The organism is Pseudobacillus wudalianchiensis (assembly GCF_001685015.1).
GTDB lineage: Bacteria > Bacillota > Bacilli > Bacillales > Domibacillaceae > Pseudobacillus > Pseudobacillus wudalianchiensis.
Genome location: NZ_MAYT01000030.1, coordinates 35,921 through 58,597, shown reverse-complemented (window position 1 = coordinate 58,597; position 22,677 = coordinate 35,921). Strand labels below are relative to the sequence as shown.

Sequence of the window (22,677 nt, the reverse complement as noted above, 5' to 3'; positions counted from 1 at the left end):
TAACTGGAGTGAATACGATGAAAAATCCATTGCTTTTTATCCTTCGCGCATTGGTCACCATTCCCACAGTGATCATTTGCTCGCTGCTCCTTATAAATCAGCTCGGGCTTTCCCCCTTGCCAGCAGTTGTTCTAGCTGTTGCGGTTGGAGCTGGTATTTATTTCGGGTTAGGAAAGTATGCAGACGCGCGTTTATATAAAAAATACGGACTAACAAGAAAAGAATACAATTTTATTCTTACAAATATGAAAGAGGCGAAGCAAAAGCTAAGCCGGCTAAAAAGTGTATTTGTCCGTATACGCAGCATTAGTTCTTTAAAGCAAATGATTGAACTAAACCGCCTCGTGCGTAGAATTTTTTCCATCGTCAAAAAAGAGCCGAAACGGTTTTATGAAGCGGAATCCTTTTTTTACTCTCACCTCGACTCTGTCGTAGAGCTTGCGGAGAAGTACGCTTGGTTAAATTCGCAAAAATTAAAAGATGCCTCTGTCAAACAGTCGTTGTTGGAAACGAAAGAGACCTTGAATGATTTAACGAAAACATTAGAAAAAGATTTGCACAAAGTGTTGGCGAAAGACATTGAACATCTAACATTTGAACTTGATGTGGCCAAGCAGTCATTGGATAAGCGCGGACTGCCAGAGGTCTTCGAGAAAGGAGATAAAAACCATTATGACAACAGAAAATGATAAACGCCCTTCTTTATTAAAAGAGGATACAGCTGGACTTGATGATCTGCTTTCCTCCCCGTTTGGCGAAAGCTTAATGGAGCAAAGCCCTGCTCCTTCTTTTCATGAACAGGCGGCACCAAAAAAATTAATTGATGTCCTTCCTGAAGAACATCGGCTGAAAGCTCAGGAACTAGCCAAACAAATTGACCCAGCTAATCACCAGGCGGTTATCAGCTATGGTACGGCTGCTCAGGCGAAGCTTTCAGGCTTTTCTCACTCTATGCTTGACCACGTACAGCAAAAAGACATCGGAACGATCGGTGATATTTTAAGCGACTTAATGAAAAAGCTGCAGGAAGTCAACCCGGATGAATTAAGCCCTGAGAAAAAGAATATGTTCAGCCGCTTGTTTAATAAAGTATCCGGTTCCATTCAAGAGATCATGTCGAAATATCAAAAAGTCGGCACTCAAATTGACCGTATTAGCGTGAAATTGGATCACTCTAAAAAAATTCTTTTGGAAGATATTCAAATGCTCGAGCAATTATATGAGAAGAACAAAGAATATTTCCAAGCCTTAAATATTTTCATCGCCGCCGGCGAATTAAAGCTTGAGGAGCTGGAGCAGGAAACAATCCCTGCTCTGCGCCGGAAAGCCGAACAGTCCGGCGATCAAATGGACTTTCAAGATGTAAACGATATGGTGCAATTTGCCGATCGTCTGGAAAAAAGACTGCATGATTTAAAGCTAAGCCGGCAGATTACGATTCAAAGTGCTCCACAAATTCGTCTAATCCAAAACATGAACCAGGCGTTAGCTGAAAAAATCCAATCTTCCATCTTAACAGCGATTCCTTTATGGAAGAATCAAGTAGCCATTGCTCTTACGCTTGTTCGGCAAAGAAAAGCCATGGAATCACAAAAGCAGGTCTCTCAAACAACGAATGACCTATTGCTAAAAAATGCGGAAATGCTGAAAACAAATACGATCGAAACGGCAAAAGAAAACGAACGCGGACTCGTGGATATTGATACTTTAAAGAAGACACAGGCCAATTTAATTTCTACACTAGAAGAAACATTGCGCATCCAGCAGGAAGGCCGCGCTAAACGCAGGCAAGCAGAGCAAGAACTGTCCTCGATGGAGAATGAACTGAAGCAAAAATTGTTAAACTTAAAATAGTTTTTTAAGCTGCTCTAAACTTAAAAAGCAACCTCCTCGTCAAAAAATTAACCCGCATGGTGTCATGCGGGTTTTTGTTATGCAAAAAAGAAAACTTCCAACTTTCCTATATAGCAGCTTTGCCTGATCCATTTCCTAACACCCTATACAAACATTATACATATCATTCAACCTTTTATTTTTTGTTATTTTTTTAAAATAATATATCGTAATTACTCCTTTGAATATTACGCATAAATTATTCTATAAAAACAAAAAAGGAGGTAACTTTGAGCTACCTCCTTTTAAACACTTTTGTATAATAGTTTTTTCAACAATGGGAAGACTACGTGTGGCAAATCATGCACATCTGTGACAAAGATGCTGTACTTTCCATATATATTTTGTACAGTTTGCTTTTCCGCCTCCCCTATTTCTCCATCGGCAAGAAAAAGGTTAATCACTTCAATCCCTAGCTTTCGAGCTTCAAGGACCGCTTCATGTGTATCAATAATACCGTTACGATCATAACTATAGGCTGCAGGTTCTCCATCGGAAAAAATCAAAAGGAATTTTTGCTTTTCACTTCGCTTGATGATTCTTTCTTTTACCACACGAATAGCGAACCCATCACGGTTATCCTCCTCTGGTTTCAGCTGCAAGACTTCAGGACCGCTTACAGGCTGCAAAGATGAATGATAATCAATGACAGTATGAAAATAGTTAGGCTGCAGCTGATCTGTTGCTTCAGTTGTATCTTCCCAAAAACCAATGACCTCGTGGGGAACCTTCACAGATTTTAAGGATTCATGGAAGAGGATGATTCCTCGTTTTGTTTGTTCCATTTTATCTTCCATGGAAGCAGAGCAGTCAACAAGCAGCGTGAACGTCGCATCAATTTCAGTTGATGGCTCTTGTTTTTTATAAAACAACCGGGGCTGATCTTCTGTGAAAAAACGAAGCAGCTTTTTATTTAGCCTTCCTCTATGAAGATCACTGCGCGGCTGAATTTTTTTATGTTCTAATGTTTTTTCAATCATATTTTTCAGCTTTTTTTGCAGCGGAGCAATTTGTGTCTTTTGCAGTTTATAGTGATCGATATCTTTTCGCGTCGGCACTTCTGCTTTCTTAAAAACTGGTACGGCAAAGCGGTTTTCTTTCCCAAAAACAGCCTCTCCCCCGCTCTTTGCTTCTTTCTGCGCTTGTTCTGCTGGCAGGTTAGAAAAGTCTTTACGGCTCGCTTGCTGGGCAGATCCCTGCACCATCGCAAGGGCCTGATCCCCTGCCTCTCCTTCTCTTCCCCCCTCCCCTAAAAGATTGGTTTTCGATCCCTGGTCTAAGTCAAATTGCAAAAAGCTGCTTCCGAGTTCACTCGTTTCACGATGCCATGTCCGAAACTCTTCATCTATAATTTCTTCCTCGCCCGTTTTTTCTTCCTCTAGCTGATCGTCATTCGCAAGCGGATCTTTCCTCTTTAAATCATGATAAGTGTCACCTGTAAACCCTTGTTCTGCAGAAAACTCCGGCAGATGGAAATAGTGGTTCAACATATCCCGTTCGACTACTTCCTCTAGCACCTCCACGATGCCTTGACTGACTTTTATCACTTCAGCCGTTGAACGAGCATCATAAAAGTCCATAATCGATCTTTGAATAAAAGGCATGGCCGCGTCAATACTCTCATTCATCCGCGGCGGCTGTATCGGTGATTCTGCATGCAGCAGTAAATAATGCAAATTAAATAAAGCGTCGGTAAAAAGACTTTTTACAAGATTGACGTTTAATTGCGCATTAAAATACTGTCGGTACATTCTTCTTCTAGCCGTGAAAGCTTGTTTCGTACCTGGTCGTTCATTCTTACATATTTCCTCCAGACGCATATCTTCTGCCAGCACAACAAGCTGTTTGGCAAATGAAGCGACCGGGGAATGCTGAACGCGCTGAACAAATTCTTTTATAGCCTGTTCGTCTGTATGCTGCCAGCTGCCAAGAGCACGCAAAAAGAGATCCGACTTATATCCATGCCACTTATCCTTCTCAGGCCGATGATTCCAAAAATGGCTGATATAAATTTTTTTCTCCTGTTTGTTCACATAGCAATAGGGACTATATTCAATCTCTGCTTCCGGTTCTCTCGTTAACGTTTTAGCTAAGTCGGTTAATTGCATGAACAAAAAGGAATCGATTGTTTCATCATTAAATTGAATAAAACGTTTCATAGAATCTCCTCATTCAAAAAATGTTTCAGCAATGTTTTTTACTGCTGCTTGTTCACGTTCATCCTCAAGCTTATCAATAATTCCCCGTTGAATCGCCCTAAGCGGCGGCATATATAAAGCCAAATCACACGTATCAATTAACGCCCGGATTGAAGCTGCTTCTTCGGAAATTTGCCCATTTTTCACTTGAGTAATTAAATCTTGTGATAAGTCGGCAAAACGGCGGATCAGCTTTTCATCCTTTAGCTGGCTTTCTGCTTCCAATACGCGAATTAACGTTTCGCCGCCAATATAGGGGACATCAATGACGATAAAACGATTTTTCAATGCTTCATTTAGAGGAACCGTTCCGACATAACCTTCATTGATCGCCGCAATCACTCCAAAAGACGGTTCAGCGATAATCACTTCTCCAGTGAAAGGATTTGTAATCATGCGCCGGTAATCCAGCACTCCATTGAGAAGCGGCAGAGTTTCCGGCTTAGCCATATTGATTTCATCGATATAAAGCAGATGCCCTTGCTTCATCGCTTTTACAACCGGACCCGGCACAAACTCAATCGTATTCTTCCCTTCTCGTTCAGCAATCGTCTTATAGCCAATCATCGCTTCTGCATCCAAGTCTACCGAACAGTTAATGCTATGCATCGGCTGGGAAAAGATAGACGATAATGTCTCTGCTAATTTTGTTTTCCCTGAACCAGTCGGCCCTTTCAGCAGCACATTTTTACCTAAAGAAAGAGCTAATACAGCATCAAACAAGACCGCTTCATCCTCTGGCTCATATCCTGCGTTCCCAATCAACCAAGTTTCTTCTCTGTGTTCAAATCTTTCTTTTCTTTCCTCTATCTTCTGCTTTACAGCAGGCGGCCATTTATGAATAAACAAGTCCATCTTCCTCTCTACTATCCATTACATTATTCTCTTATCATACATTTTCATCAATTAGACGTAAAATAAGTAACACATAAAAAAACTGACTGCCTCGGCAATCAGTCTTCATACTCGTATATATACAATCCTCTTCCCAATTTACGAACCCGATGATTCTCGCGCTCAAGGCCAACCATGAATGTTGTCATGTTAGCGATTTTTTTGCCGGTTTCGCCTTCAATCTGGCGCTGAAGCTCAACTCCGCGAATCGGCGTATTTTGCTTTTTTAATATCGTGACGGCTAACTCACGTAACTCCTCAAGATTTTCACTGCGTCGTCCTCTTCGCTTTCTTTCTTTAGGCAAACCGCCAATCTTCGTTAGGGCCACGATTTCCTTAGAGCTCTCCGTTTTTCCCGCTTCGATTGTATCCAGCTCTTTTAATCTTCGAAAAATAGCTTCTCTTTCTTTTTGAAACTCCTGGATAATTCTTACTTCTGAATTAGCCAACTGTTCCAGCCTGATTTTCAATGCAACTCTCTCATTAAACACCTGTACTCCCCCTATAATGGACCAAACGCTTATATTTATGTATGGAGAAGGCCGTTTTTCCAAAATTACCGGTTTCTTCCCTGCCCATTATCTTAACAAAAAATCCCTATAAATACTAGCTGTTCTTATGTTTTGTTATAAAAGAGCAGAATATTTTTTCCACTATTTTTATTTTTTATTCTTCAAAATAGTCTTTATAAAAACCAGATACCTTCCCTTTGTCATCAACAAGGAAATAAAATTCTTCTGTTTCATTTTTTACATCATACAGTTTTCCTGGAGTTAGTCTATTTTTAACCATATATTTCTTTGCATCTGTATGAAGGCATTTTACTGTTTTAATTGTATCTTTTTTTGTCCACTGAAGATGATTCATGTTTTCTCCTTTCGATCGCGTTTTGTATCTACGGATCTCTTTCATACTCTACATTATCATACCATATTTAAAATTGAACTGAAAAGCTGTTTCATAAAACACTACTCGTAAATGAGAATTTGTTTACATAATAATATTATAGTTTTTCTAAGCAAGCAACCCGTCCTAAAGAGCTATTTCATCTTTTCATTACTGACTTTCGAATGATTTTTACAATTATCCTTTAAAAAAAGAAATAGATTCTGTATAATAACAGAAAATAAAGAGAATTCTTTATTTGTTGTTTCGGAAGCCACGGATTATACTGACCTATTTCAAGGAGGTAATTTCATGAAAATCATGAGTAATGAAATGCTTGTAGCAGCCTATCGGGACGCAAAAAACAAAGGTCAAGACGCAGACTGGATTAAAATGCTTCGAAGTGAAGCGCAAAAACGTGGTCTTAACGTGACGAAAAATTAACGCTGAAAATTAGCAAGGTATGCCAACTATCGGCATACCTTTTTTATATGGAGGCCCTGCTATACTTAGTTGCTGATGTTCGCTGCACTCAACTATTGAAAAAACTACATTCATCTTTCACTTTGCATATACAAAAAAAAGAACAAGCCAGCCGATCAACCGGCTGGCTTGTGGTTATTAACCTTCAAGAAGAAGATCTTCAGGATTTTCAAGTAAATCCTTCACCATTTTTAAGAATCCTACTGCTTCTTTTCCATCAATCACTCGGTGATCATAAGAAAGAGCTACATACATCATTGGACGATTTTCCATGCGGTCTTTATCAATAGCAACTGGACGTGTTTGAATTGTATGCATTCCTAGGATACCTACTTGTGTACCATTAAGGATTGGTGTAGAAAGCAAGGAGCCGAACACACCACCGTTTGTAATCGTAAATGTACCGCCTTGAAGATCGCTAAGAGCCAATTTGTTATCACGTGCTTTTAACGCAAGGTTTAAAATATCGCCTTCGATTTCAGCAAAGTTTTTGCGGTCACAGTCACGAACGACTGGCACAACAAGGCCTTCTTCAGTAGAAACCGCTACACCGATATCATAGAATTTTTTCAAAACGATTTCATTTCCATCGATTTCAGCGTTTACGTATGGGAACTTTTTCAATGCAGCTACTACTGCTTTTGTGAAGAAAGACATAAATCCTAAGCGAACATCATGAGCTTCGAAGAATTTGTCTTTTTTACGTTTACGCAATTCCATTACCGCTGTCATATCAATTTCATTGAATGTAGTCAGCATAGCTGTTGATTGCTTCACTTCTAAAAGACGGTTAGCAATTGTTTGGCGACGGCGGCTCATTCTTTCACGAACAACTGGCTTGCTGTCATCTTGTTTTGGTGCAGCTGCTGGTGCTGGCTTAGCCGCTTGCTGTGGAGCTGCTGGTTGTGAACCATTTGCAGAGTAAGATTCTACATCTTGCTTGCGTACGCGGCCCATTGGGTCTACTGTTGGTACTTCATTTAAATCAATGCCTTTTTCACGAGCCATTTTACGGGCTGCAGGAGAAGCAATTGGACGTTGTTTCGCGTCTTGAGCTGCAGGAGCTTCTTTTACTACCTCTTGAGCTGGTTTTGCTTCTTCTTGCTGTGGAGCTGCTGGTGCAGGTGCTGCTTCAGCAGGTGCAGAGGCAGCTGCGCCGTTTCCTGCTCCTACAATAGCAATGACTTGACCTACTTCTACTGTATCGCCTTCTTCAGCTTTTAGCTCTTGGATTACACCGGCTTCTTCAGAAATAACTTCTACGTTTACTTTATCTGTTTCAAGCTCAACGATGTATTCGCCTTTTTCAACTGAATCGCCTGGTTTTTTCAACCATTGTGCAATTGTACCTTCTGTAATAGATTCTGCTAACTCTGGAACTTTAATTTCAGCCACTTTCGTGTCCTCCTCTAATGTACATTCATCTTATCAACAAGTATAAATAATTTATTCAAAGCGGAACAGGCCAAATTAGCAGCCTGTTCGCTTCTTTATCTAACTAATTAATCTCTTGTGATTGCTGCTTTTAGGATACGCGCTTGCTCTTTTTTATGCACAATTGCATCCCCCTCTGAAGGGCTGGAGCGGCGGCGGCGTCCAACATAGCGAACCGTTGCTTCTTCTGGCGCCACATCGCGAAGACGTGCATCCACGTAAGTCCAAGCACCGAAGTTTTGTGGTTCTTCTTGCAGCCAAATAACTTCTTTCAACTGCGGGAAGCGAGCTAAAAACTCTCTAATTTCTTCTTTAGGGAATGGATATAACTCTTCTACTCTTAACACATGCAACCAGTTAAGTTCTTCTTCTGCTTTACTAATTTGTTCAGCCAGATCGACAGACACTTTACCACTGCAAAGAACGACTCTTTCCACCTGTTCAGGCTGGCTTCCAAGTCTTGGCTCTTCAACAACCGGTTTGAAGGAACCGGAAGCAAATTCTGATGCTTGAGAAGCCGCAAGCGGATGGCGAAGCAGGCTCTTCGGTGTCATGATCACTAATGGACGCACTTCTTCTTTTTGCAGGATAGAAGCTTGACGGCGCAAGATATGGAAATATTGAGCCGTTGAAGATAGGTTGGCTACTGTCCAGTTATTCTCTGCTGCGTTTTGCAAGAAGCGTTCTAGACGGCCACTTGAATGTTCAGGTCCTTGCCCTTCATATCCATGTGGCAGTAGCATAACAAGACCAGATTTTTGACCCCATTTTGCACGTCCGGAAGAGACGAATTGGTCAAACATTGGCTGCGCCATGTTAGCGAAGTCCCCGAATTGAGCTTCCCAAAGAACGAGTGTCTCTGGAGAGAATACATTATAACCGTATTCATAGCCGACAACTGCTAATTCTGTTAATGGGCTATTAATAACAACGAAAGAAGCATTTGTTTCCTCTAAATGATTCAGAGGAATGTACTCTTGGCCAGTCTCTACGTCATGAAGAACAAGGTTGCGGTGGGCAAAAGTACCCCGCTGTGCATCTTGACCTGTTAAACGGATTGGTGTGCCGCCTTTTAAGATAGAAGCAAACGCCAATGCTTCTGCGTGACCCCAATCGATCTGTCCATCTTTTTCAAATACATTTTCACGGCGTTTTAAAATACGTTCAAGCTTTTTAAATACGTGTAAGTCTTTTGGCCAGTTTAACAATTCACTATTAATGCGGCTTAATACGTCTGCTTCTACTCCTGTATCACTAGAAGGAAGATCTTTTTCAACGAATTTCGGCGGATTCATGATGATATCCGGGTTTTCGTCTTTTTTCGGGACTGTTTCATACAGATCTTTTAGTTTTTGTTCGTTTTCACTGTAAAGTTTTTCCGCTTCTTCTTTAGAGATTACTCCGCGATTTGTTAGTTTTTCAGCGTAAAGTTCACGGACTGTTGGATGCTGATGAACCATTTGATACATCATTGGATTTGTCGTCATTGGCTCATCCATTTCATTATGACCGAAACGGCGGTAACCAACTAAATCAATAACAAAGTCCTTGCCAAAACGGTTGCGATAATCAACCGCCATCACAGCCGCAGCAATACATGCTTCTGGATCGTCCGCATTGACATGAACGATCGGTACTTCAAAGCCTTTCGCTAGATCCGAAGCGTAACGAGTAGAACGAGAATCATAGCTTTCTGTTGTGAATCCGATCATATTATTCGCAATAATATGGACGGAGCCACCTGTTTGATAGCCAGGAATCCGGCTCATGTTAAATGTTTCACTCACAACACCTTGACCAGGGAACGCGGCATCTCCATGAATCAAAATAGCTAGCGCAGCATTTGTATTTTGTTCAGGAAGCCCTGATTTAGCACGATTTTCTTGTGCCGCTCTTGTATAGCCTGCTACAACCGGGCTTACGATTTCAAGATGGCTCGGGTTATTAGCAAGTGTAACACGAGTTCCATCTGCCACTTCCTTAAAGCTATGATCGGCTCCAAGATGGTACTTAACATCACCTGTCCAGCCGTATGTCGTCATCTTCATAGAGCCTTCAGGCAACAGGTTTTTGCTTGGTGCATGTTGGAACTCTGCAAAAATCATTTCATATGGCTTGCCTAAAATGTGGGCTAAGACATTTAAGCGGCCTCTATGCGCCATACCGATATTGACTGTGTTCGCGCCTTTTTCAGCTGAATGCTTCACGAGTTCATCAAGAAGAGGAACCATGGCATCCAATCCTTCGATCGAAAAGCGTTTTTGACCAACGAATGTTTTATGAATAAACTTTTCAAAGCCTTCTACTTGTGTCAGTCTTCTCAACAACTGAACTTTTTGCTCGTTTGAAAATGTTGGATAATAATTGGTTGACTCGATTTGCTGTCTAAACCATTGTCTTTCTTCTAAATTATGGACTTGGGCTAATTCAAAAGCTAATTTGTCTGTATAGACTTTCTTCAAATGTTGGATCGCATCATATCCGTCTTTAACGTGCGCTGGCGCATCAGGACATAAATATTGAACAGGAACTTTCCGTAGTTCTTCTTCTGTTAAGTTGAAAGTGCTCAACTCAATACGGTATGTGTCCTTATTTTTGTCGCTCAGTGGATTAATATCTGCTGCAAGATGTCCATACGTACGGATACTGTCAGCCAGTTTTACTGCGTTAAACAGAACATTTAAATCATTGCCTGATGCAGGTACAGCTGTCTTACCGCTTTCTTCTTGCGGAGCATTTGCTACAGGTGCTCCCCATTCCTCAAACATTTGCTTCATCTCTGGATCAACTGATTCAGGATCGTTTAAATAGTGTTCGTACAACTCCATTACATATCCAAGGTTTGGTCCGGAGAACTGACTCCACGGATTCCCCTGGGCTGTCTGCATTTTCATTCTGAAAAACCTCCAACTATTTCGCCCATTAATTTTTTGCTAAATCCTATTTTGATGAGCTCACATGGTATATTATCTTATGACTTTACCCACCATGATACACTCAGTGTGAAAATTTATACTGCCTACAAGGACATCTTACCACTGCCAGGTACTAAGGGAAAGCATTAAAGCTTAATTCATCAAATCTGTAACGTATTTTCCGTTAGTATAATTTGACAAATAGAAATTATTCTGGTACACAAAAACTTTTGCAGCATTTCCCCGTTTGATTAAATCCTCTATTTTACCTCTCCAAGGTGCAGCATCATTTTTTCCATGTACAATCTTACTACTCTTGCGCCGAAAAACCAACATTTTTTCATTAAAAAGTCACATTTATTATACAATTTGTTAAATGACAGTAACTTCGCTGTTTTATGAACGAAAATAGCTGCTTTAATCCATTTGCGTGATGGCTATTTTTATGAAGAGAATAATATTTTTATATGAAAGGCTCTGTTAAAGGTGAATGCTGTTTTTTGAGTAGTTGATTAGTGTGGAAGGCGTCCGATTGCAGTGAACAACAACTAGGTATAACAGAGCTATATAAAAAAAGCTTTTTTACCTTAAAGGGGCTATAAATGGTTTCAACAGAGATTAAGAGGTATATATTATAGAAAAAACGGAGGAGACTATTATGTTTTCATTCTTTTCTAAGCAATTTGAAAAACCAGAAGGCCTGCTTGGACAAGTAGCAGGTAAAATCATGTCGATAGAAAACCAAAGCATTAACAAATGGACGCTCGCCCTCTTAACGATTCAACCAGAAGATCAAGTACTCGAAGTCGGATTTGGTCCTGGCTTTGCTATCGAAGAAGCAAGAAAACGCTTTCCTTCTATTTATATAGACGGCGTCGATCCGTCAGAAACGATGAAGCATACGTGTGAAAATCGAAACAAAGCATTAATAAATGATGGAAGACTGCGCCTATTCGTTAAAGATATCGCTGAATTTACATCTGATAAGCAATATGATCGCGTTTTTTCAGTTAATAATTACCCGCTCTGGCCCAATCGCCAAAAAGGACTTGCTGTTTTATATGACTTGATGAAGCGAGACGGAAAAATTGCGATTACCGTCCAACCGCGCGAAGAAGATGCGGACGAAGAAAAAACAAAGAATTTAGCTCAGAGCATTAGCGGTGAGCTTGAGGAGGCCGGTTTTTCCGGTACAGCTATTCATTATAAGGATGTCAGACCAGTTTTAACCGTATGTGTAACGGCCATCAAATAACAAAGACGGCGTCCCATTAGGACGCCGTCTATTCATCTATTAGATAAACAAGTTCACGTTCGACTCTTCTGCCTGACCGAGATAAGTGGCTACCCCGCCAATTTCCACCCCATCAATCAATTCCTCTTTGCGAATTCCCATTACATCCATGCTCATTGCACACGCTACAATCCGAACTCCCATATTCATCGCATTTTCCATGAGCGTTTCTAGACTGTCTACGTTCTTCTTTTCCATTACTTGACGAATCATTTTTGCTCCCATGCCGCCCATATTCATATTAGAAATAGGCAAATGCTTAGGACCAGCTGGCATCATTTTCGTAAACATTTTTTCCATGAAGTCTTTTCCATCTTGAGAAATTTCTTCGTCACGTCGCAGAATATTCAATCCCCAGAATGTGAAAAACATCGTGACCTTTTTCCCCATAGCAGCTGCGCCTGTTGCGATAATAAAAGAAGCAATCGCTTTATCTAAATCCTGGTTAAATACAACGAGGGTCGCTCCTTTATTAGCATTTTCTCCTCCTGTCTGCACAGAAGCTTCCGATTTCCCTGCTGTCCCTTTTCGCATATAGGCGACCGTTGTTTTCCCTGATCTTTCACTGCCGATAAAGGTGTTTCCTGTATTTGCACACCACGCTTTAGCATCAGCGATAAACCCTGGATCGGTTACCTTTACTTCTAGTATTTCCCCTTCTTTCATTTGATTCATAGTTTGGAATACTTGACTAATCGGCCCCGGGCATTGCAATCCTGAACAATTTAATTCTCTATCGGGTTTGATTTGCGCCATGTTTGCCTGTTCTTCTTTCGTGTCATCTGCAGATTGACGATATTCAGCATAAGCGCGATAGCCGCCGGTTACATTATAAGCATCAAATCCATTATCCATTAATAATTGAACCGCTGTTTCTCCGCGCTTACCGGATTGGCAAGAGATATAGATAGGCTCATCTTTAGGCAGTTCATCCAAGTATTTTGCTAACTCCCCAAGCGGGATATTTTTACTTCCTTCTATATAGCCCATTAATGTTTCCGCTTCCTCACGCACATCAATAAGCAAAGCTCCTTCCTTTACTAGCTGATCAATTTCTTTTACGTCTACTGTTTTACTCACTTTTATTCCTCCTTTGTATACATGCGGGGGTATATTTTTAGATAAAAAAAGATCTCTTTATCATGTAATTGCATTTTAGTATAAAATGATTCTATTGTCAAATACCCCTTTAGGTATATCAGAAAGAGAATTCCTTTGTAGACGTCCGGCTGTAAGTAAGCGGTACAATCAAATATGGGTTTATGGCATAGCGTAAATAACTGCATTTAATAAAAAGCTCTGTTGATGTTTAATTAAAAAACACTAAAAATGGTCTTTTTTTACACATGCATCCAAACTAAAGAACATGTTAGTATGAGTACAATTCTTTACAGGCTGTCACAAAGTTAATGTATAATAGATTTTATACCTTTCGACGTCATACAACAGGAGTGACTTTTATGAGTGAAAACATTTCGGATATTGATTACAAACAAGTAATTGAGTATGCTTTAGAACCTTTAATTATTCATTCACAGCTAAAAATTATCTATGTTAATCGTGCAGCCGAAATATTCTTTAAGGCTTCGAAAGAAGAAATTATCGGAGCAAGCCCTTTAGATATTTTTAAAGAGTCATCCAAATCAGCAATAGACAAAAGAATACAAAATGCTTATGAACGGCCAGCAAATGTAATTGAAGAAACCATATATCGCATGGATGGTACAACGGTTGAGGTAGAACTATATTGTCATCCTGTGTTAATGGGGAATACAAAAGCTATCCAGACATATGTAAGAGATATAACAGAAAGAAAAGCAGCTGAGAAAAAGCAAAAAGAAATGATAAGTCAAATAAACGAGTTATCATCAACGCTAGTTCCACTATTGGATGAGTTTGCGGTACTTCCTTTGTTGGGTGTTTTTGATGAAGAACGAGCAAGACAACTTTTAGAAAGAGTCCCAGCAAACGTACAGAAACAACGTATAAAGTGCCTAATTATAGATTTCTCTGCTATTTATAATTTAGACTCTCTTGTAGCGGAATATATTTTTAAAATTAGTACCGTATTATCGTTACTTGGTGTACGTTCTATCATCACCGGTTTAAGACCCGAATTAGCTCTAGTTGCCGTACAACTAGGTATAAATTTCAATTCCACACCCACTGTTTCAACTGTAAAAGCTGCACTTGATTTATTAGGTATAGAGTACAATAAGGATTCATCAATTCAAACGGAAAACAAGTAAAGCAAAGAATTTAGGAGGCAATGTGACGAAGCATTGCTTTTTTATTTTGAATTTATCTCTCCAACTAACCTGTTCCTTTAGCTCAATAATAGAAACACTTTACCTTCATTTATCGTAATCCCCGTTTTCAAATATCGGATTTTTCTCCCCCTCTTTATATTTATTTAGCCTGTTTTTGTATACAACCATATGCCTGATTGCATCCCATGTAAAAAAGCTCAGAGCTGCCCCTAAGCTTTTTGATCCTTATTTTATTAAAGTAATCATTGCAGGGGATTCATTTATGATCGCTCGGAATGTTTACGCCCAGCATAAAAGATAATTGAACCCATCACACTGAAGACTAAAACCACTAAAAACATATATGCAGACATTTCGTCTCCCCTTAAACCGGGCTCATCCACGATCACCCCATCATAATACTGCAATTGAGCGGATAGGATGACTAAAATGATCGATCCTCTCAGCACAACTAAACGAGTAGCCCTTCTTCTTAATGATGGGATCAGAACAATGAAAAACATGAACAAGGCTGCCACGATTAGAGTAACAAAGATCGGCCGCAATGAAGTGAATGATCCTAAAGATGGAAACGAGTCGCATGTGTACCTAGACTCTCCACGGTTCTTTTTAAGTTAGATAAAGGTCGCTATTTTTCTTTTAATTTACATCATACTCTTATGCTGCCCTATTATTGAGATAGTAACTGAATCGCTTTTTTTAACAGAACAATGTCTTTAGTGATTTCTTCTTTAACCCGTACGTCTTTGCAGCGTTCCCACTCGCCATACAAACGAGTAAGCTCTCTCATAAAGATAGATCGCTCTTTATTGTCACTCATACTGTATGTACCTTCTCAATTCTGCAGCCTGGCTATCTTAGCATCGGAAGCCTTAGACCCTTGGCTTTGCGTCCTAACCTTTCGATTAGTTTGCCTTTAATATTTACAACTCCATTTTACTATGAATATGAAAGAAAAAACATGCATAACTGTAAATTTTTCCACACCGTATCGTTGCGAATCGATTGTATTCTTTATGGTCAAATGACCTGCTTCATGCATGGATTTAATAACTGTATTTCCTCTGTCCCGTCTCTTGCATAGGGCTTTATCATCTGGCTGTTCTACCATACTCGGTTGTTCATTTTTGCTACGGGCAGATGCTTTCCTCCAATCAACTATTAAAAAACAACATTTATCTTTAATAGAGTCAATTTTTAAATAACTCTCCAGCTACCTATGATAAAATGTAAACAATTGTTGGAAAAATGATGAACAGGTGTAAATATGCGTGTCTAAAAAAGATCCATTTATGGGACCCTGCTAGCAGAAGATTTCAGGTCTTTCATGGCAATTATCGCTTATTGCCTGGCTGTTTCGTTCATGATAGAAGATCATTAGGGGGAATACTTATATGAAGTTACTTAAGACAATTATTTTTATTAGTTTTATAGGTATAGCTTGTTATTGGACTTTTACAAGAGACTTATCAATTAGTCCATTGTTAATGTTAGCTGCAGGCTTATTATTTATAGTGAAAGGATTAAGCACAATCAATGGTTCAGCCAATAAACAAGAAGTCTATTGGCAATGTGGATTAGGGGTTAGTTTACTCTTACTAGCTTTTCTTTAATTTCTTTATATTAATCTGCTGCGTGTCCACGAACGGCTAAAAAGAACAACAATTATTGATCATAACCCCCTACCGTTGTTACCTATACTTTAATCGTCTTGTTCCACTTATTTGGCACAACTCTATTATTTTCTACAATGACTGGACAAAGCCGGGCGTATATAAAAAATCGAGTATAATATGATTAACATTTTATACTCGATTTACTATGCTTACTTCTTCATTAATTTGCTCTCACTGCTGCATGAGGAATCAATTGGTTGACTTCTTCTTTTTTCCCCTCATGAAACAATTCAACGATTTTACTGCCGACAATGACGCCATCGCAATGCTGGCCAAGCTCTTCCGCTTGTTCTTTTGACGATACGCCAAATCCTGCTAGTACCGGAACAGCACTTTTTGATTTAATACGCTGCAAGTAGGCCGCGACATCATCCTGGTAGCTTGTGCGGACACCCGTCGTTCCTTTTACTGTTACAGCATAAATAAATCCCTCGGCTCCATCTGCGATTTTAGCGATTCTGTCTTCTGGACTCGTCAAGGTAACTAAACGAATTAAAGCAAGGTCCTGCTGCTTCAATGCTTCACTTACCTCTCCTTCTTCTTCAATTGGCATATCAGGAATGATCACACCGGATACCCCTGCTTTGCGGCTGTCTTCAGCAAATGCTTCAATCCCATACTGAAAGACTGGATTCAAATATGTCATCAAGACGATAGGGATTGTAAAAGCGTCTTGATGAACAGTTAAATAGTCTAAAACATTCTTCAGCGTGACTCCGTGTGCTAACGCCCGCTTCCCTGCTTCTTGAATCACAGGGCCATCGGCGACCGGATCAGAAAAAGGAATGCCAATTTCCGCTGCAGTGACGCCCGCTTGCTGTAAATAAAGCAGCTGGTCCTTCAACGCATCAAGTCCGCCGTCCCCTGCCATAATATAAGAAACAAATGCTTTATGCTCTTTCTCTTGTGCCGTTTGAAAAGCTTTTTCTAGCTTGAATTTACTCATGTTCTTTGCCTCCTAGTCTTGCTTGAATGGCTTCCACATCTTTGTCGCCTCTGCCCGATAGACAAACCGCGATACATTCGTCTTTCGCCATCTCTTTTGCGAGCTTAGCAGCGTAAGCGATCGCATGTGAGCTTTCCAGTGCCGGAATAATGCCTTCTGTTTGTGTCAACAGCTTAAACCCTTCCAATGCTTCCTCATCAGTTATCGAAGTGTATTCGACCCGGCCGATTTCCTTCAGCAAGCTGTGTTCCGGTCCGACCCCCGGATAATCCAGTCCCGCTGAAATAGAGTGAGCTTCCTGGATTTGTCCGGCTTCATCCTGGAGCAGATACATTTTACTGCCATGCAGGACACCGATTTTCCCTTTTGTCAGCGAAGCAGCATTCTCTTCTGTATCAACACCGCTTCCCGCAGCCTCTACACCATACATCTTCACGCTTTCATCATTAATAAATGGATAGAACATGCCCATTGCATTGCTGCCGCCGCCAACACAAGCCACGACTGCATCCGGGAGCTTTCCTTCTTTTTTCAGCATTTGCTCTTTCGTTTCCTTGCCGATGACACTTTGAAAATCACGGACGATCTGCGGAAATGGATGCGGGCCAAGTACCGATCCCATAACATAGTGGGTATCCTCCACATTGGCTACCCAGTAGCGCAATGCTTCATTAACCGCATCTTTCAACGTGCCGCTTCCCTGGCTCACACTGACCACTTTCGCCCCTAACAGCTCCATCCGGAATACATTCAGCTTTTGGCGGCGAATATCTTCTTCTCCCATAAAGATGACACAGTCTAGATTCAAGAGCGCACTTACTGTAGCTGTCGCCACGCCATGCTGACCGGCTCCCGTTTCTGCGACCACTTTCTTTTTCCCCATGCGTACCGCTAACAGTGCCTGCCCGATCGTATTGTTAATTTTGTGGGCGCCCGTGTGATTTAAATCCTCACGTTTTAAATAGATTTTCGCGCCACCCAGCTTTTCAGTTAAATTCCGAGCAAAATAAAGCGGGTTTTCTCGGCCGATATAATCTGTTAAATAGTCATTTAGCTCTTGTAAAAACGCAGGTTCATTCATCGCTTCCTTATAGGCTTCCTCTAATTCAAGAACCGCCTGCATTAATGTTTCCGGTACATAACGGCCGCCAAACGGTCCGAAGTGTCCCCGCTCATCTGGTTGTACATATGTAGTCATTTTTTGTTACTCCCTTCACTGTTTGAATAAACTGGTTCATTTTTTCCTGATCCTTTTTTCCGTCCGTTTCCACTCCGCTTGAGACATCTACGGCAAACGGCCGGACTGTTCGAATCGCTTCTTTTACATTTTCTTTGTTTAATCCTCCTGCTAAAATAAGACGAGAACGATCGAATGATTCTTTCTCTAAAAGTTTCCAGTCAAAAGACGTCCCGTTGCCGCCCCGGTAAGGACCAGCCGGACTATCAAGCAAAATAAAATCTGCCGGATAGCTCAATATGTCTGAAAGCTTCGCTCCTTTTTCAAAACTGAACGCTTTAATCACTGGCAATCGCAGCTTCTCTGCGAATTCAGGCGGTTCATCCCCATGGAGCTGAATCACATCGAGTGAAGCCTGACTGGCAATGGATTCTATTTTCTCTAATTCCTCATTCACAAAGACCCCAACTTTTAACAGATCTTTCCCTAAGCCGGCAGCCATTTCTTCTGCCTGTTCAGCTGACAGCTGCCGCTTGCTTTTGGCAAACACAAAGCCAATGGCATCGGTTCCGATTTGTTTGGCATACAGAGCGGTCTCTAAATCCCGAATGCCGCATATTTTCACTTTCATGCTCGTCACCTCACAGGCTGATTTTTAATTCACGGAAAGTTTCGCCGATATTTCCGCTCTTCATGAAGGTTTCGCCGACTAAAATGCCTTTAGCTCCCGCCGCTTTGACCCTTTCCACATCAGCAGCTGTGCGAATACCGCTCTCGGCAATAAACACCTTCTCAGGGTGCCAATAAGCTTGCAGTAACCGTTCCGTCACACCTAAATCGACCACGAAGCTTTTCAAATCACGGTTGTTAATACCGATAACATCCGCATCGATCCGGAGAGCTCGCTCCATCTCTTCTTCATTATGAACTTCAAGCAATACATCGAGCTCCTGCTCCTTAGCATAAGAGTAGAGGCCAGTTAGCTGGTCTTGCTGGAGAGCGGCTGCGATCAGTAAAATAATATCCGCACCTGCTGCTTTTGCCCGGTCAATCTGGATCGCATCAATCATAAAATCTTTACACAAGACTGGGACTGTCACGTTCTGGCGCACTGCTTCCAAATCGCTCATCGTGCCTTTAAAAAAGGGTTCGTCTGTTAAAACAGAAATAGCATCAGCGCCGCTTTGTTCATATTCTTTTGCCTGCTGAACAGGGTCAACGCCGGGATGAATATCCCCTTTAGAAGGGGATGCCCGCTTAATTTCAGAAATAATGTTCATCTTTTCCGATTCGTAAAAACGGGTATATAAAGATCTTTTTGCCTGCTTCTCTCTCGGTGTACCCGCTTGGAAAGTCTGCTTCAAATGTTCGACTTCTTCCTGCTTCTTGGCGAGAATTTTATCTAAAATGGTTGCACTCATACTGGGATCCTCACTTTCTGCCGCTGTTTTGAATAGTCAATTAAATACTGTAATTTTGATAAGGCAGCGCCTGAATCAATGCTTTCTTTCGCTAGCTCGATGCCTTCTTGAATAGTGGTGGCTTTGCCGTTAGCGAAGAGGCCGATACCGGCATTTAAGAGAACGGTATCGCGTCTAGCTCCTTTTTCGCCTTCTAGAATGCTTTTTAAAATTTCAGCATTTTCTTTTGCTTCGCCGCCGCGAATCGCCTCTAGGTCATACACAGGAAGTCCGACTTCTTCTGGCGTCACGATCATTTTTTTCGTCTCACCAGATTCAAGCAAAATCAAATGATTCTCTCCCGCTAAAGAAGCTTCATCCATAAAGCCAGCACCATTCAATACGACCGCCCGTTTTCTTCCAAGGCGATTCAGCACATTGGCCATCATCTCCAGCATATCCCGGCGATAAATACCAAGCAGCTGAGTATCAAGATGAACTGGATTGGTTAATGGGCCAATTAAGTTAAACACAGTCGGAATTTTCAAATCACGACGGACCTTCATAATCTTTTTTAGTCTCGGATGAACGTGTGGCGCGAATAAAAAGGCGATGCCGTTCTCTTCTAAAAGCTCATCTGTTTCCCCTTCCAAGTAATCAAGAGAAATGCCGAGATGCTCTAATACATCGGCGCTGCCTGTTTTGCTTGATACGCTGCGGTTGCCGTGCTTTGCTACTTTCACTCCCGCACCCGCCAATACAAAAGCTGATGTCGTGCTAATATTAAAGCTTTGCGAGCCATCTCCGCCAGTTCCGCAATTGTCCATGACGCCTGACAGCTGCTTCCCTGTGCCGAGTGCGTTTTGTCGCAGTACATTCACAAGTGCAGCAATTTCTTCGACTGTTTCTCCCTTTGCTTTTAAAGCAACGAGAAAAGCCGCAATTTCACTGTCTGTTGCATCTTCCTGCAATATTTCTTCAATGGCCGCTTCCATTTCTCTTTCCTGCAGCGACTGGTGGTCGGAAAGTTTCAGTAAGTATTGTTTCATGTTTCTCTCCTTTCGGTACTGACGGAAAAATTGCTGAATAATATCCGTTCCTGCTTTTGTTCCGATGGATTCAGGATGAAATTGCAGACCGTACACGGGATACTCCCGGTGGCGTATCGCCATAATTTCTTCATCATCCGCAGATGTGGCGAGCACTTCTAGCTTTTCTGGAAGCGACTCTTGATCAACAGAAAGCGAATGATATCGCATGACGGGAACTGGACCAGCCAGCGCTTGAAACATCCCTTTGCCATCATGCTTAATGAGCGAGATTTTTCCGTGCTTAATTGTTTTTGCAGGCTTGATTTTTGCCCCAAACGCAGCCGCAATCGCTTGGTGTCCCAGACAAATACCGAGGATTGGAATCCGATGGAAAAAGCTGCGAACCACGTCGATACAAATGCCAGCCTCCTCTGGTGTTCCAGGTCCGGGTGATAATACGATAGCTTCTGGTTCAAGAGCTTCAATCTCCGCCAGTGTCATTTCATCGTTGCGGATGACCCGCACGTTTTTTCCTAAAGACCCAATTTGCTGATACAAGTTATACGTAAAGGAATCATAGTTATCAATGAGTAAGATCATTATTTTACCTCCAGCAATGCTTTTGCTTTATGCATTGTTTCTTCGTATTCTTTTTCTGGAATGGAATCATACACGATACCGGCTCCTGCCTGAACATAGGCTTGATTGCCTTTCACGATCATCGTCCGGATGGCAAGGGCAAAATCGAGATCGCCATTTGATGAGATATAGCCGACTGCTCCGGCGTATAAGCCGCGCTTTGTTGACTCTAAGTCATTAATAATTTGCATCGCCCGAATTTTTGGGGCGCCGGATACCGTCCCGGCCGGCAAACAAGCAGACAGCGCTTCAAGCGGATGAACTTCTTCCTTGAGCTCTCCTGTTACTTCTGAGACGATATGCATGACATGCTTATATTTTTCAATCTTCTGATATTTAGATAAATGAACGGTCCCAATGTTACATACACGGCCAAGATCATTGCGGCTCAAATCGACAAGCATTCGATGTTCGGCTATTTCCTTCTCATCATTCAACAGTTCCCGCTCTAATGCTGCGTCTTCCTTTTCATTCGCCCCCCGTGGCCTTGTGCCGGCAATCGGGTTCGTCGTGACTTCCCGGCCATTGATTTTAATTAAACTTTCAGGCGAGGCGCCTAAAACGGTGTATTCTTTAAAATCGATGTAGAACATATAAGGGGAAGGGTTGGATGTTCGCAAGCGCCGATACAGTGAAAATGGATTGCCATTGAATGCTGCTTTTAATCGCTGAGAAAGAACAACTTGGAAAATATCCCCCCGAATAATATGCTGCTTTGCCGTTTCCACCATCTCGCTAAATTGTGCCTTATCGACATTGCCAGTAAATAAAAGAGTTTCCAGCGAATCAGCTTGCGGCGGTTGATGGATCCCGTTTACGCAATTTTCCAAATTTACAAGCGCTGCTTCCAATTCTGCTTCTGAGCGGTCGCCAAACAGGTCAACAGCGGCAAGCGTCACTTTTTGCAGCAAGTGGTCATAAATGATAAACGTATCGTAAAACATGAAATGAACATCTGGCATTTCCAGTTCATCTTCTAATGATTCGCCGATCTGCTCATCTAAAAACATAACGTCGTACCCGATATATCCAATCCCGCCCCCAAAGAAAGGAAACGGCTGTTCAGTTGTCCCTCTGTTATATAGCACTTCTTTTAATTGGTGGAGACTATGGCCGAAAGACGACTCACTCGCTTCAGTGCGGTGATTGAGTCGTTCTGTCTCCTGGCCAATCGCTTTATATTCGGCTGCTGGATTCATTCCGAGAAAAGAATACCGCCCGCTTTGTTCATGCTTATAAGAGCTTTCAAGCAGGAATTTCTTTTCTCCCTGCATTTGGTGATAAAGCATGATTGGCGTCAGCATATCGCCTTCCATTTCCTTCAATTTATAATTCATTTTTTCTGTTGTTTTCATCTCTCTTTCACCTCTTGAGCGTTTAATAAAAATAAAAAAGTCCTCCGCAGCAAGTGAATAGATCACTGCTGCGGAGGACGGATTGACCGCGGTGCCACCTCGCATTGAAGCTCTAAAGCTTCCTCTTCGTCCAGATGGAAATTTTATCCTGTCTGGGTCCTGGTAACGGTGGAAGCCGGGCAGCCAT

The 22,677-nt window shown here is 41.5% G+C and carries 22 protein-coding genes, 1 riboswitch and 1 other annotated feature (1 of these 24 running past the window's edge); of the genes, 7 read left to right on the top strand and 15 right to left on the bottom strand.

What is annotated here, in order from left to right; all coding sequences use genetic code 11:
* Nucleotides 1-17: 17 nt before the first annotated feature.
* Together A8F95_RS18430 and A8F95_RS18425 are read left to right on the top strand one after the other, a co-directional pair.
* Complete coding sequence (locus A8F95_RS18430; protein WP_065411881.1) at nt 18-689, top strand: 5-bromo-4-chloroindolyl phosphate hydrolysis family protein; 672 nt, start codon at nt 18-20, stop codon at nt 687-689.
* Nucleotides 673-1,854 carry a toxic anion resistance protein gene (locus tag A8F95_RS18425; RefSeq protein ID WP_065411880.1) on the top strand — a complete coding sequence of 394 codons (1,182 nt, stop codon included), beginning with the start codon at nt 673-675 and terminating at the stop codon, nt 1,852-1,854. Before A8F95_RS18430 ends, A8F95_RS18425 begins: the two co-directional genes overlap by 17 nt.
* 284 nt (nt 1,855-2,138) lie before the next feature.
* On the opposite strand, the gene A8F95_RS18420 is transcribed toward A8F95_RS18425, so the two are convergent.
* From A8F95_RS18420 to A8F95_RS18405, 4 genes are all read right to left on the bottom strand, one after another.
* A complete protein-coding gene (locus tag A8F95_RS18420) occupies nt 2,139-4,052 on the bottom strand; it encodes a vWA domain-containing protein (protein ID WP_065411879.1) in 1,914 nt (637 codons plus the stop codon).
* A gap of 9 nt (nt 4,053-4,061) precedes the next feature.
* Nucleotides 4,062-4,901 carry an ATP-binding protein gene (locus tag A8F95_RS18415; RefSeq protein WP_425415031.1) on the bottom strand — a complete coding sequence of 280 codons (840 nt, stop codon included), beginning with the start codon at nt 4,899-4,901 and terminating at the stop codon, nt 4,062-4,064.
* 143 nt (nt 4,902-5,044) lie between these two features.
* On the bottom strand, nt 5,045-5,476 hold the full coding sequence (locus A8F95_RS18410; protein ID WP_053104098.1) for a Rok-like winged helix domain-containing protein: 432 nt from the start codon (nt 5,474-5,476) through the stop codon (nt 5,045-5,047).
* A 175-nt stretch (nt 5,477-5,651) separates the two neighbouring features.
* The gene (locus tag A8F95_RS18405; RefSeq protein ID WP_049661985.1) at nt 5,652-5,852 is read right to left on the bottom strand and encodes a DUF6501 family protein; all 201 of its coding nucleotides are present in this window, start codon (nt 5,850-5,852) and stop codon (nt 5,652-5,654) included.
* Nucleotides 5,853-6,182: 330 nt separating this feature from the next.
* On the opposite strand from A8F95_RS18405, the gene sda reads away from it, so the two are divergent.
* Nucleotides 6,183-6,314, top strand: a complete 132-nt coding sequence (gene sda / locus A8F95_RS18400; protein ID WP_049661984.1) for a sporulation histidine kinase inhibitor Sda — start codon at nt 6,183-6,185, stop codon at nt 6,312-6,314.
* A 177-nt stretch (nt 6,315-6,491) separates the two neighbouring features.
* On the opposite strand, the gene odhB is transcribed toward sda, so the two are convergent.
* A complete protein-coding gene (gene odhB / locus A8F95_RS18395; protein WP_065411877.1) occupies nt 6,492-7,748 on the bottom strand; it encodes a 2-oxoglutarate dehydrogenase complex dihydrolipoyllysine-residue succinyltransferase in 1,257 nt (418 codons plus the stop codon).
* A 107-nt stretch (nt 7,749-7,855) separates the two neighbouring features.
* Nucleotides 7,856-10,681: a 2-oxoglutarate dehydrogenase E1 component gene (locus tag A8F95_RS18390; protein ID WP_065411876.1), complete on the bottom strand. Its 2,826-nt coding sequence runs from the start codon at nt 10,679-10,681 to the stop codon at nt 7,856-7,858.
* Nucleotides 10,682-11,360: 679 nt separating this feature from the next.
* Between A8F95_RS18390 and A8F95_RS18385 the strand changes: the two genes are divergently transcribed.
* A complete protein-coding gene (locus tag A8F95_RS18385) occupies nt 11,361-11,957 on the top strand; it encodes a class I SAM-dependent methyltransferase (RefSeq protein WP_065411875.1) in 597 nt (198 codons plus the stop codon).
* Nucleotides 11,958-11,996: 39 nt separating this feature from the next.
* Here the strand turns inward: A8F95_RS18385 and A8F95_RS18380 are convergent, their stop codons facing one another.
* Nucleotides 11,997-13,076, bottom strand: coding sequence for a DsrE/DsrF/DrsH-like family protein (locus A8F95_RS18380; RefSeq protein WP_065411874.1), 1,080 nt, complete (start codon nt 13,074-13,076; stop codon nt 11,997-11,999).
* Between the two features lie 380 nt (nt 13,077-13,456).
* Between A8F95_RS18380 and A8F95_RS18375 the strand changes: the two genes are divergently transcribed.
* The gene (locus A8F95_RS18375) at nt 13,457-14,245 is read left to right on the top strand and encodes a PAS domain S-box protein (RefSeq protein WP_065411873.1); all 789 of its coding nucleotides are present in this window, start codon (nt 13,457-13,459) and stop codon (nt 14,243-14,245) included.
* Between the two features lie 281 nt (nt 14,246-14,526).
* On the opposite strand, the gene A8F95_RS22170 is transcribed toward A8F95_RS18375, so the two are convergent.
* Nucleotides 14,527-14,769 (bottom strand): hypothetical protein, encoded by a 243-nt coding sequence (locus A8F95_RS22170; protein ID WP_141676297.1) that lies wholly within the window; start codon nt 14,767-14,769, stop codon nt 14,527-14,529.
* On the opposite strand from A8F95_RS22170, the gene A8F95_RS23255 reads away from it, so the two are divergent.
* Nucleotides 14,759-14,884, top strand: coding sequence for a hypothetical protein (locus A8F95_RS23255; protein WP_281181794.1), 126 nt, complete (start codon nt 14,759-14,761; stop codon nt 14,882-14,884). The genes A8F95_RS22170 and A8F95_RS23255 overlap by 11 nt on opposite strands.
* A gap of 52 nt (nt 14,885-14,936) precedes the next feature.
* Here A8F95_RS23255 and A8F95_RS22680 read toward each other — a convergent pair whose 3' ends face one another.
* Nucleotides 14,937-15,086, bottom strand: coding sequence for a hypothetical protein (locus A8F95_RS22680; RefSeq protein ID WP_176713752.1), 150 nt, complete (start codon nt 15,084-15,086; stop codon nt 14,937-14,939).
* A 19-nt stretch (nt 15,087-15,105) separates the two neighbouring features.
* Nucleotides 15,106-15,191: riboswitch (cyclic di-GMP riboswitch) on the bottom strand.
* Between the two features lie 469 nt (nt 15,192-15,660).
* On the opposite strand from A8F95_RS22680, the gene A8F95_RS18365 reads away from it, so the two are divergent.
* Nucleotides 15,661-15,879 carry a hypothetical protein gene (locus A8F95_RS18365; RefSeq protein ID WP_065411871.1) on the top strand — a complete coding sequence of 73 codons (219 nt, stop codon included), beginning with the start codon at nt 15,661-15,663 and terminating at the stop codon, nt 15,877-15,879.
* A 223-nt stretch (nt 15,880-16,102) separates the two neighbouring features.
* Here the strand turns inward: A8F95_RS18365 and trpA are convergent, their stop codons facing one another.
* From trpA to trpE, 6 genes are read right to left on the bottom strand one after another with little or no spacing between them, the layout of a single operon-like run.
* Entirely contained in the window at nt 16,103-16,888 is a 786-nt protein-coding gene (gene trpA / locus A8F95_RS18360; RefSeq protein ID WP_065411870.1) for a tryptophan synthase subunit alpha, read from the bottom strand.
* On the bottom strand, nt 16,881-18,086 hold the full coding sequence (gene trpB / locus A8F95_RS18355) for a tryptophan synthase subunit beta (protein WP_065411869.1): 1,206 nt from the start codon (nt 18,084-18,086) through the stop codon (nt 16,881-16,883). Before trpB ends, trpA begins: the two co-directional genes overlap by 8 nt.
* Nucleotides 18,061-18,696 carry a phosphoribosylanthranilate isomerase gene (locus A8F95_RS18350; protein ID WP_065411868.1) on the bottom strand — a complete coding sequence of 212 codons (636 nt, stop codon included), beginning with the start codon at nt 18,694-18,696 and terminating at the stop codon, nt 18,061-18,063. Before A8F95_RS18350 ends, trpB begins: the two co-directional genes overlap by 26 nt.
* A 10-nt stretch (nt 18,697-18,706) precedes the next feature.
* The gene (gene trpC, locus A8F95_RS18345) at nt 18,707-19,486 is read right to left on the bottom strand and encodes an indole-3-glycerol phosphate synthase TrpC (RefSeq protein WP_065411867.1); all 780 of its coding nucleotides are present in this window, start codon (nt 19,484-19,486) and stop codon (nt 18,707-18,709) included.
* Nucleotides 19,483-21,096, bottom strand: coding sequence for a bifunctional anthranilate synthase component II/anthranilate phosphoribosyltransferase (locus A8F95_RS21795; protein WP_077247435.1), 1,614 nt, complete (start codon nt 21,094-21,096; stop codon nt 19,483-19,485). The genes trpC and A8F95_RS21795 overlap by 4 nt, the downstream gene beginning before the upstream one ends.
* Entirely contained in the window at nt 21,096-22,490 is a 1,395-nt protein-coding gene (gene trpE, locus A8F95_RS18335; RefSeq protein WP_065412050.1) for an anthranilate synthase component I, read from the bottom strand. The genes A8F95_RS21795 and trpE overlap by 1 nt, the downstream gene beginning before the upstream one ends.
* Before the next feature lie 70 nt (nt 22,491-22,560).
* Nucleotides 22,561-22,677 (bottom strand) — a binding site (T-box leader) (it continues 112 nt past the right edge of the window).

Coding starts and splice junctions, on each gene's coding strand:
- A8F95_RS18430 (WP_065411881.1), top strand. CDS start 18: ATGAAAAATCCATTGCTTTTTATCCTTCGCGCATTGGTCACCATTCCC.
- A8F95_RS18425 (WP_065411880.1), top strand. CDS start 673: ATGACAACAGAAAATGATAAACGCCCTTCTTTATTAAAAGAGGATACA.
- A8F95_RS18420 (WP_065411879.1), bottom strand. CDS start 4,052: ATGAAACGTTTTATTCAATTTAATGATGAAACAATCGATTCCTTTTTG.
- A8F95_RS18405 (WP_049661985.1), bottom strand. CDS start 5,852: ATGAATCATCTTCAGTGGACAAAAAAAGATACAATTAAAACAGTAAAA.
- sda (WP_049661984.1), top strand. CDS start 6,183: ATGAAAATCATGAGTAATGAAATGCTTGTAGCAGCCTATCGGGACGCA.
- A8F95_RS18390 (WP_065411876.1), bottom strand. CDS start 10,681: ATGAAAATGCAGACAGCCCAGGGGAATCCGTGGAGTCAGTTCTCCGGA.
- A8F95_RS18385 (WP_065411875.1), top strand. CDS start 11,361: ATGTTTTCATTCTTTTCTAAGCAATTTGAAAAACCAGAAGGCCTGCTT.
- A8F95_RS18375 (WP_065411873.1), top strand. CDS start 13,457: ATGAGTGAAAACATTTCGGATATTGATTACAAACAAGTAATTGAGTAT.
- A8F95_RS23255 (WP_281181794.1), top strand. CDS start 14,759: ATGAAAAACATGAACAAGGCTGCCACGATTAGAGTAACAAAGATCGGC.
- A8F95_RS22170 (WP_141676297.1), bottom strand. CDS start 14,769: ATGTTTTTCATTGTTCTGATCCCATCATTAAGAAGAAGGGCTACTCGT.
- A8F95_RS22680 (WP_176713752.1), bottom strand. CDS start 15,086: ATGAGTGACAATAAAGAGCGATCTATCTTTATGAGAGAGCTTACTCGT.
- A8F95_RS18365 (WP_065411871.1), top strand. CDS start 15,661: ATGAAGTTACTTAAGACAATTATTTTTATTAGTTTTATAGGTATAGCT.
- trpA (WP_065411870.1), bottom strand. CDS start 16,888: ATGAGTAAATTCAAGCTAGAAAAAGCTTTTCAAACGGCACAAGAGAAA.
- trpB (WP_065411869.1), bottom strand. CDS start 18,086: ATGACTACATATGTACAACCAGATGAGCGGGGACACTTCGGACCGTTT.
- A8F95_RS18350 (WP_065411868.1), bottom strand. CDS start 18,696: ATGAAAGTGAAAATATGCGGCATTCGGGATTTAGAGACCGCTCTGTAT.
- trpC (WP_065411867.1), bottom strand. CDS start 19,486: ATGAGTGCAACCATTTTAGATAAAATTCTCGCCAAGAAGCAGGAAGAA.
- A8F95_RS21795 (WP_077247435.1), bottom strand. CDS start 21,096: ATGATCTTACTCATTGATAACTATGATTCCTTTACGTATAACTTGTAT.
- trpE (WP_065412050.1), bottom strand. CDS start 22,490: ATGAAAACAACAGAAAAAATGAATTATAAATTGAAGGAAATGGAAGGC.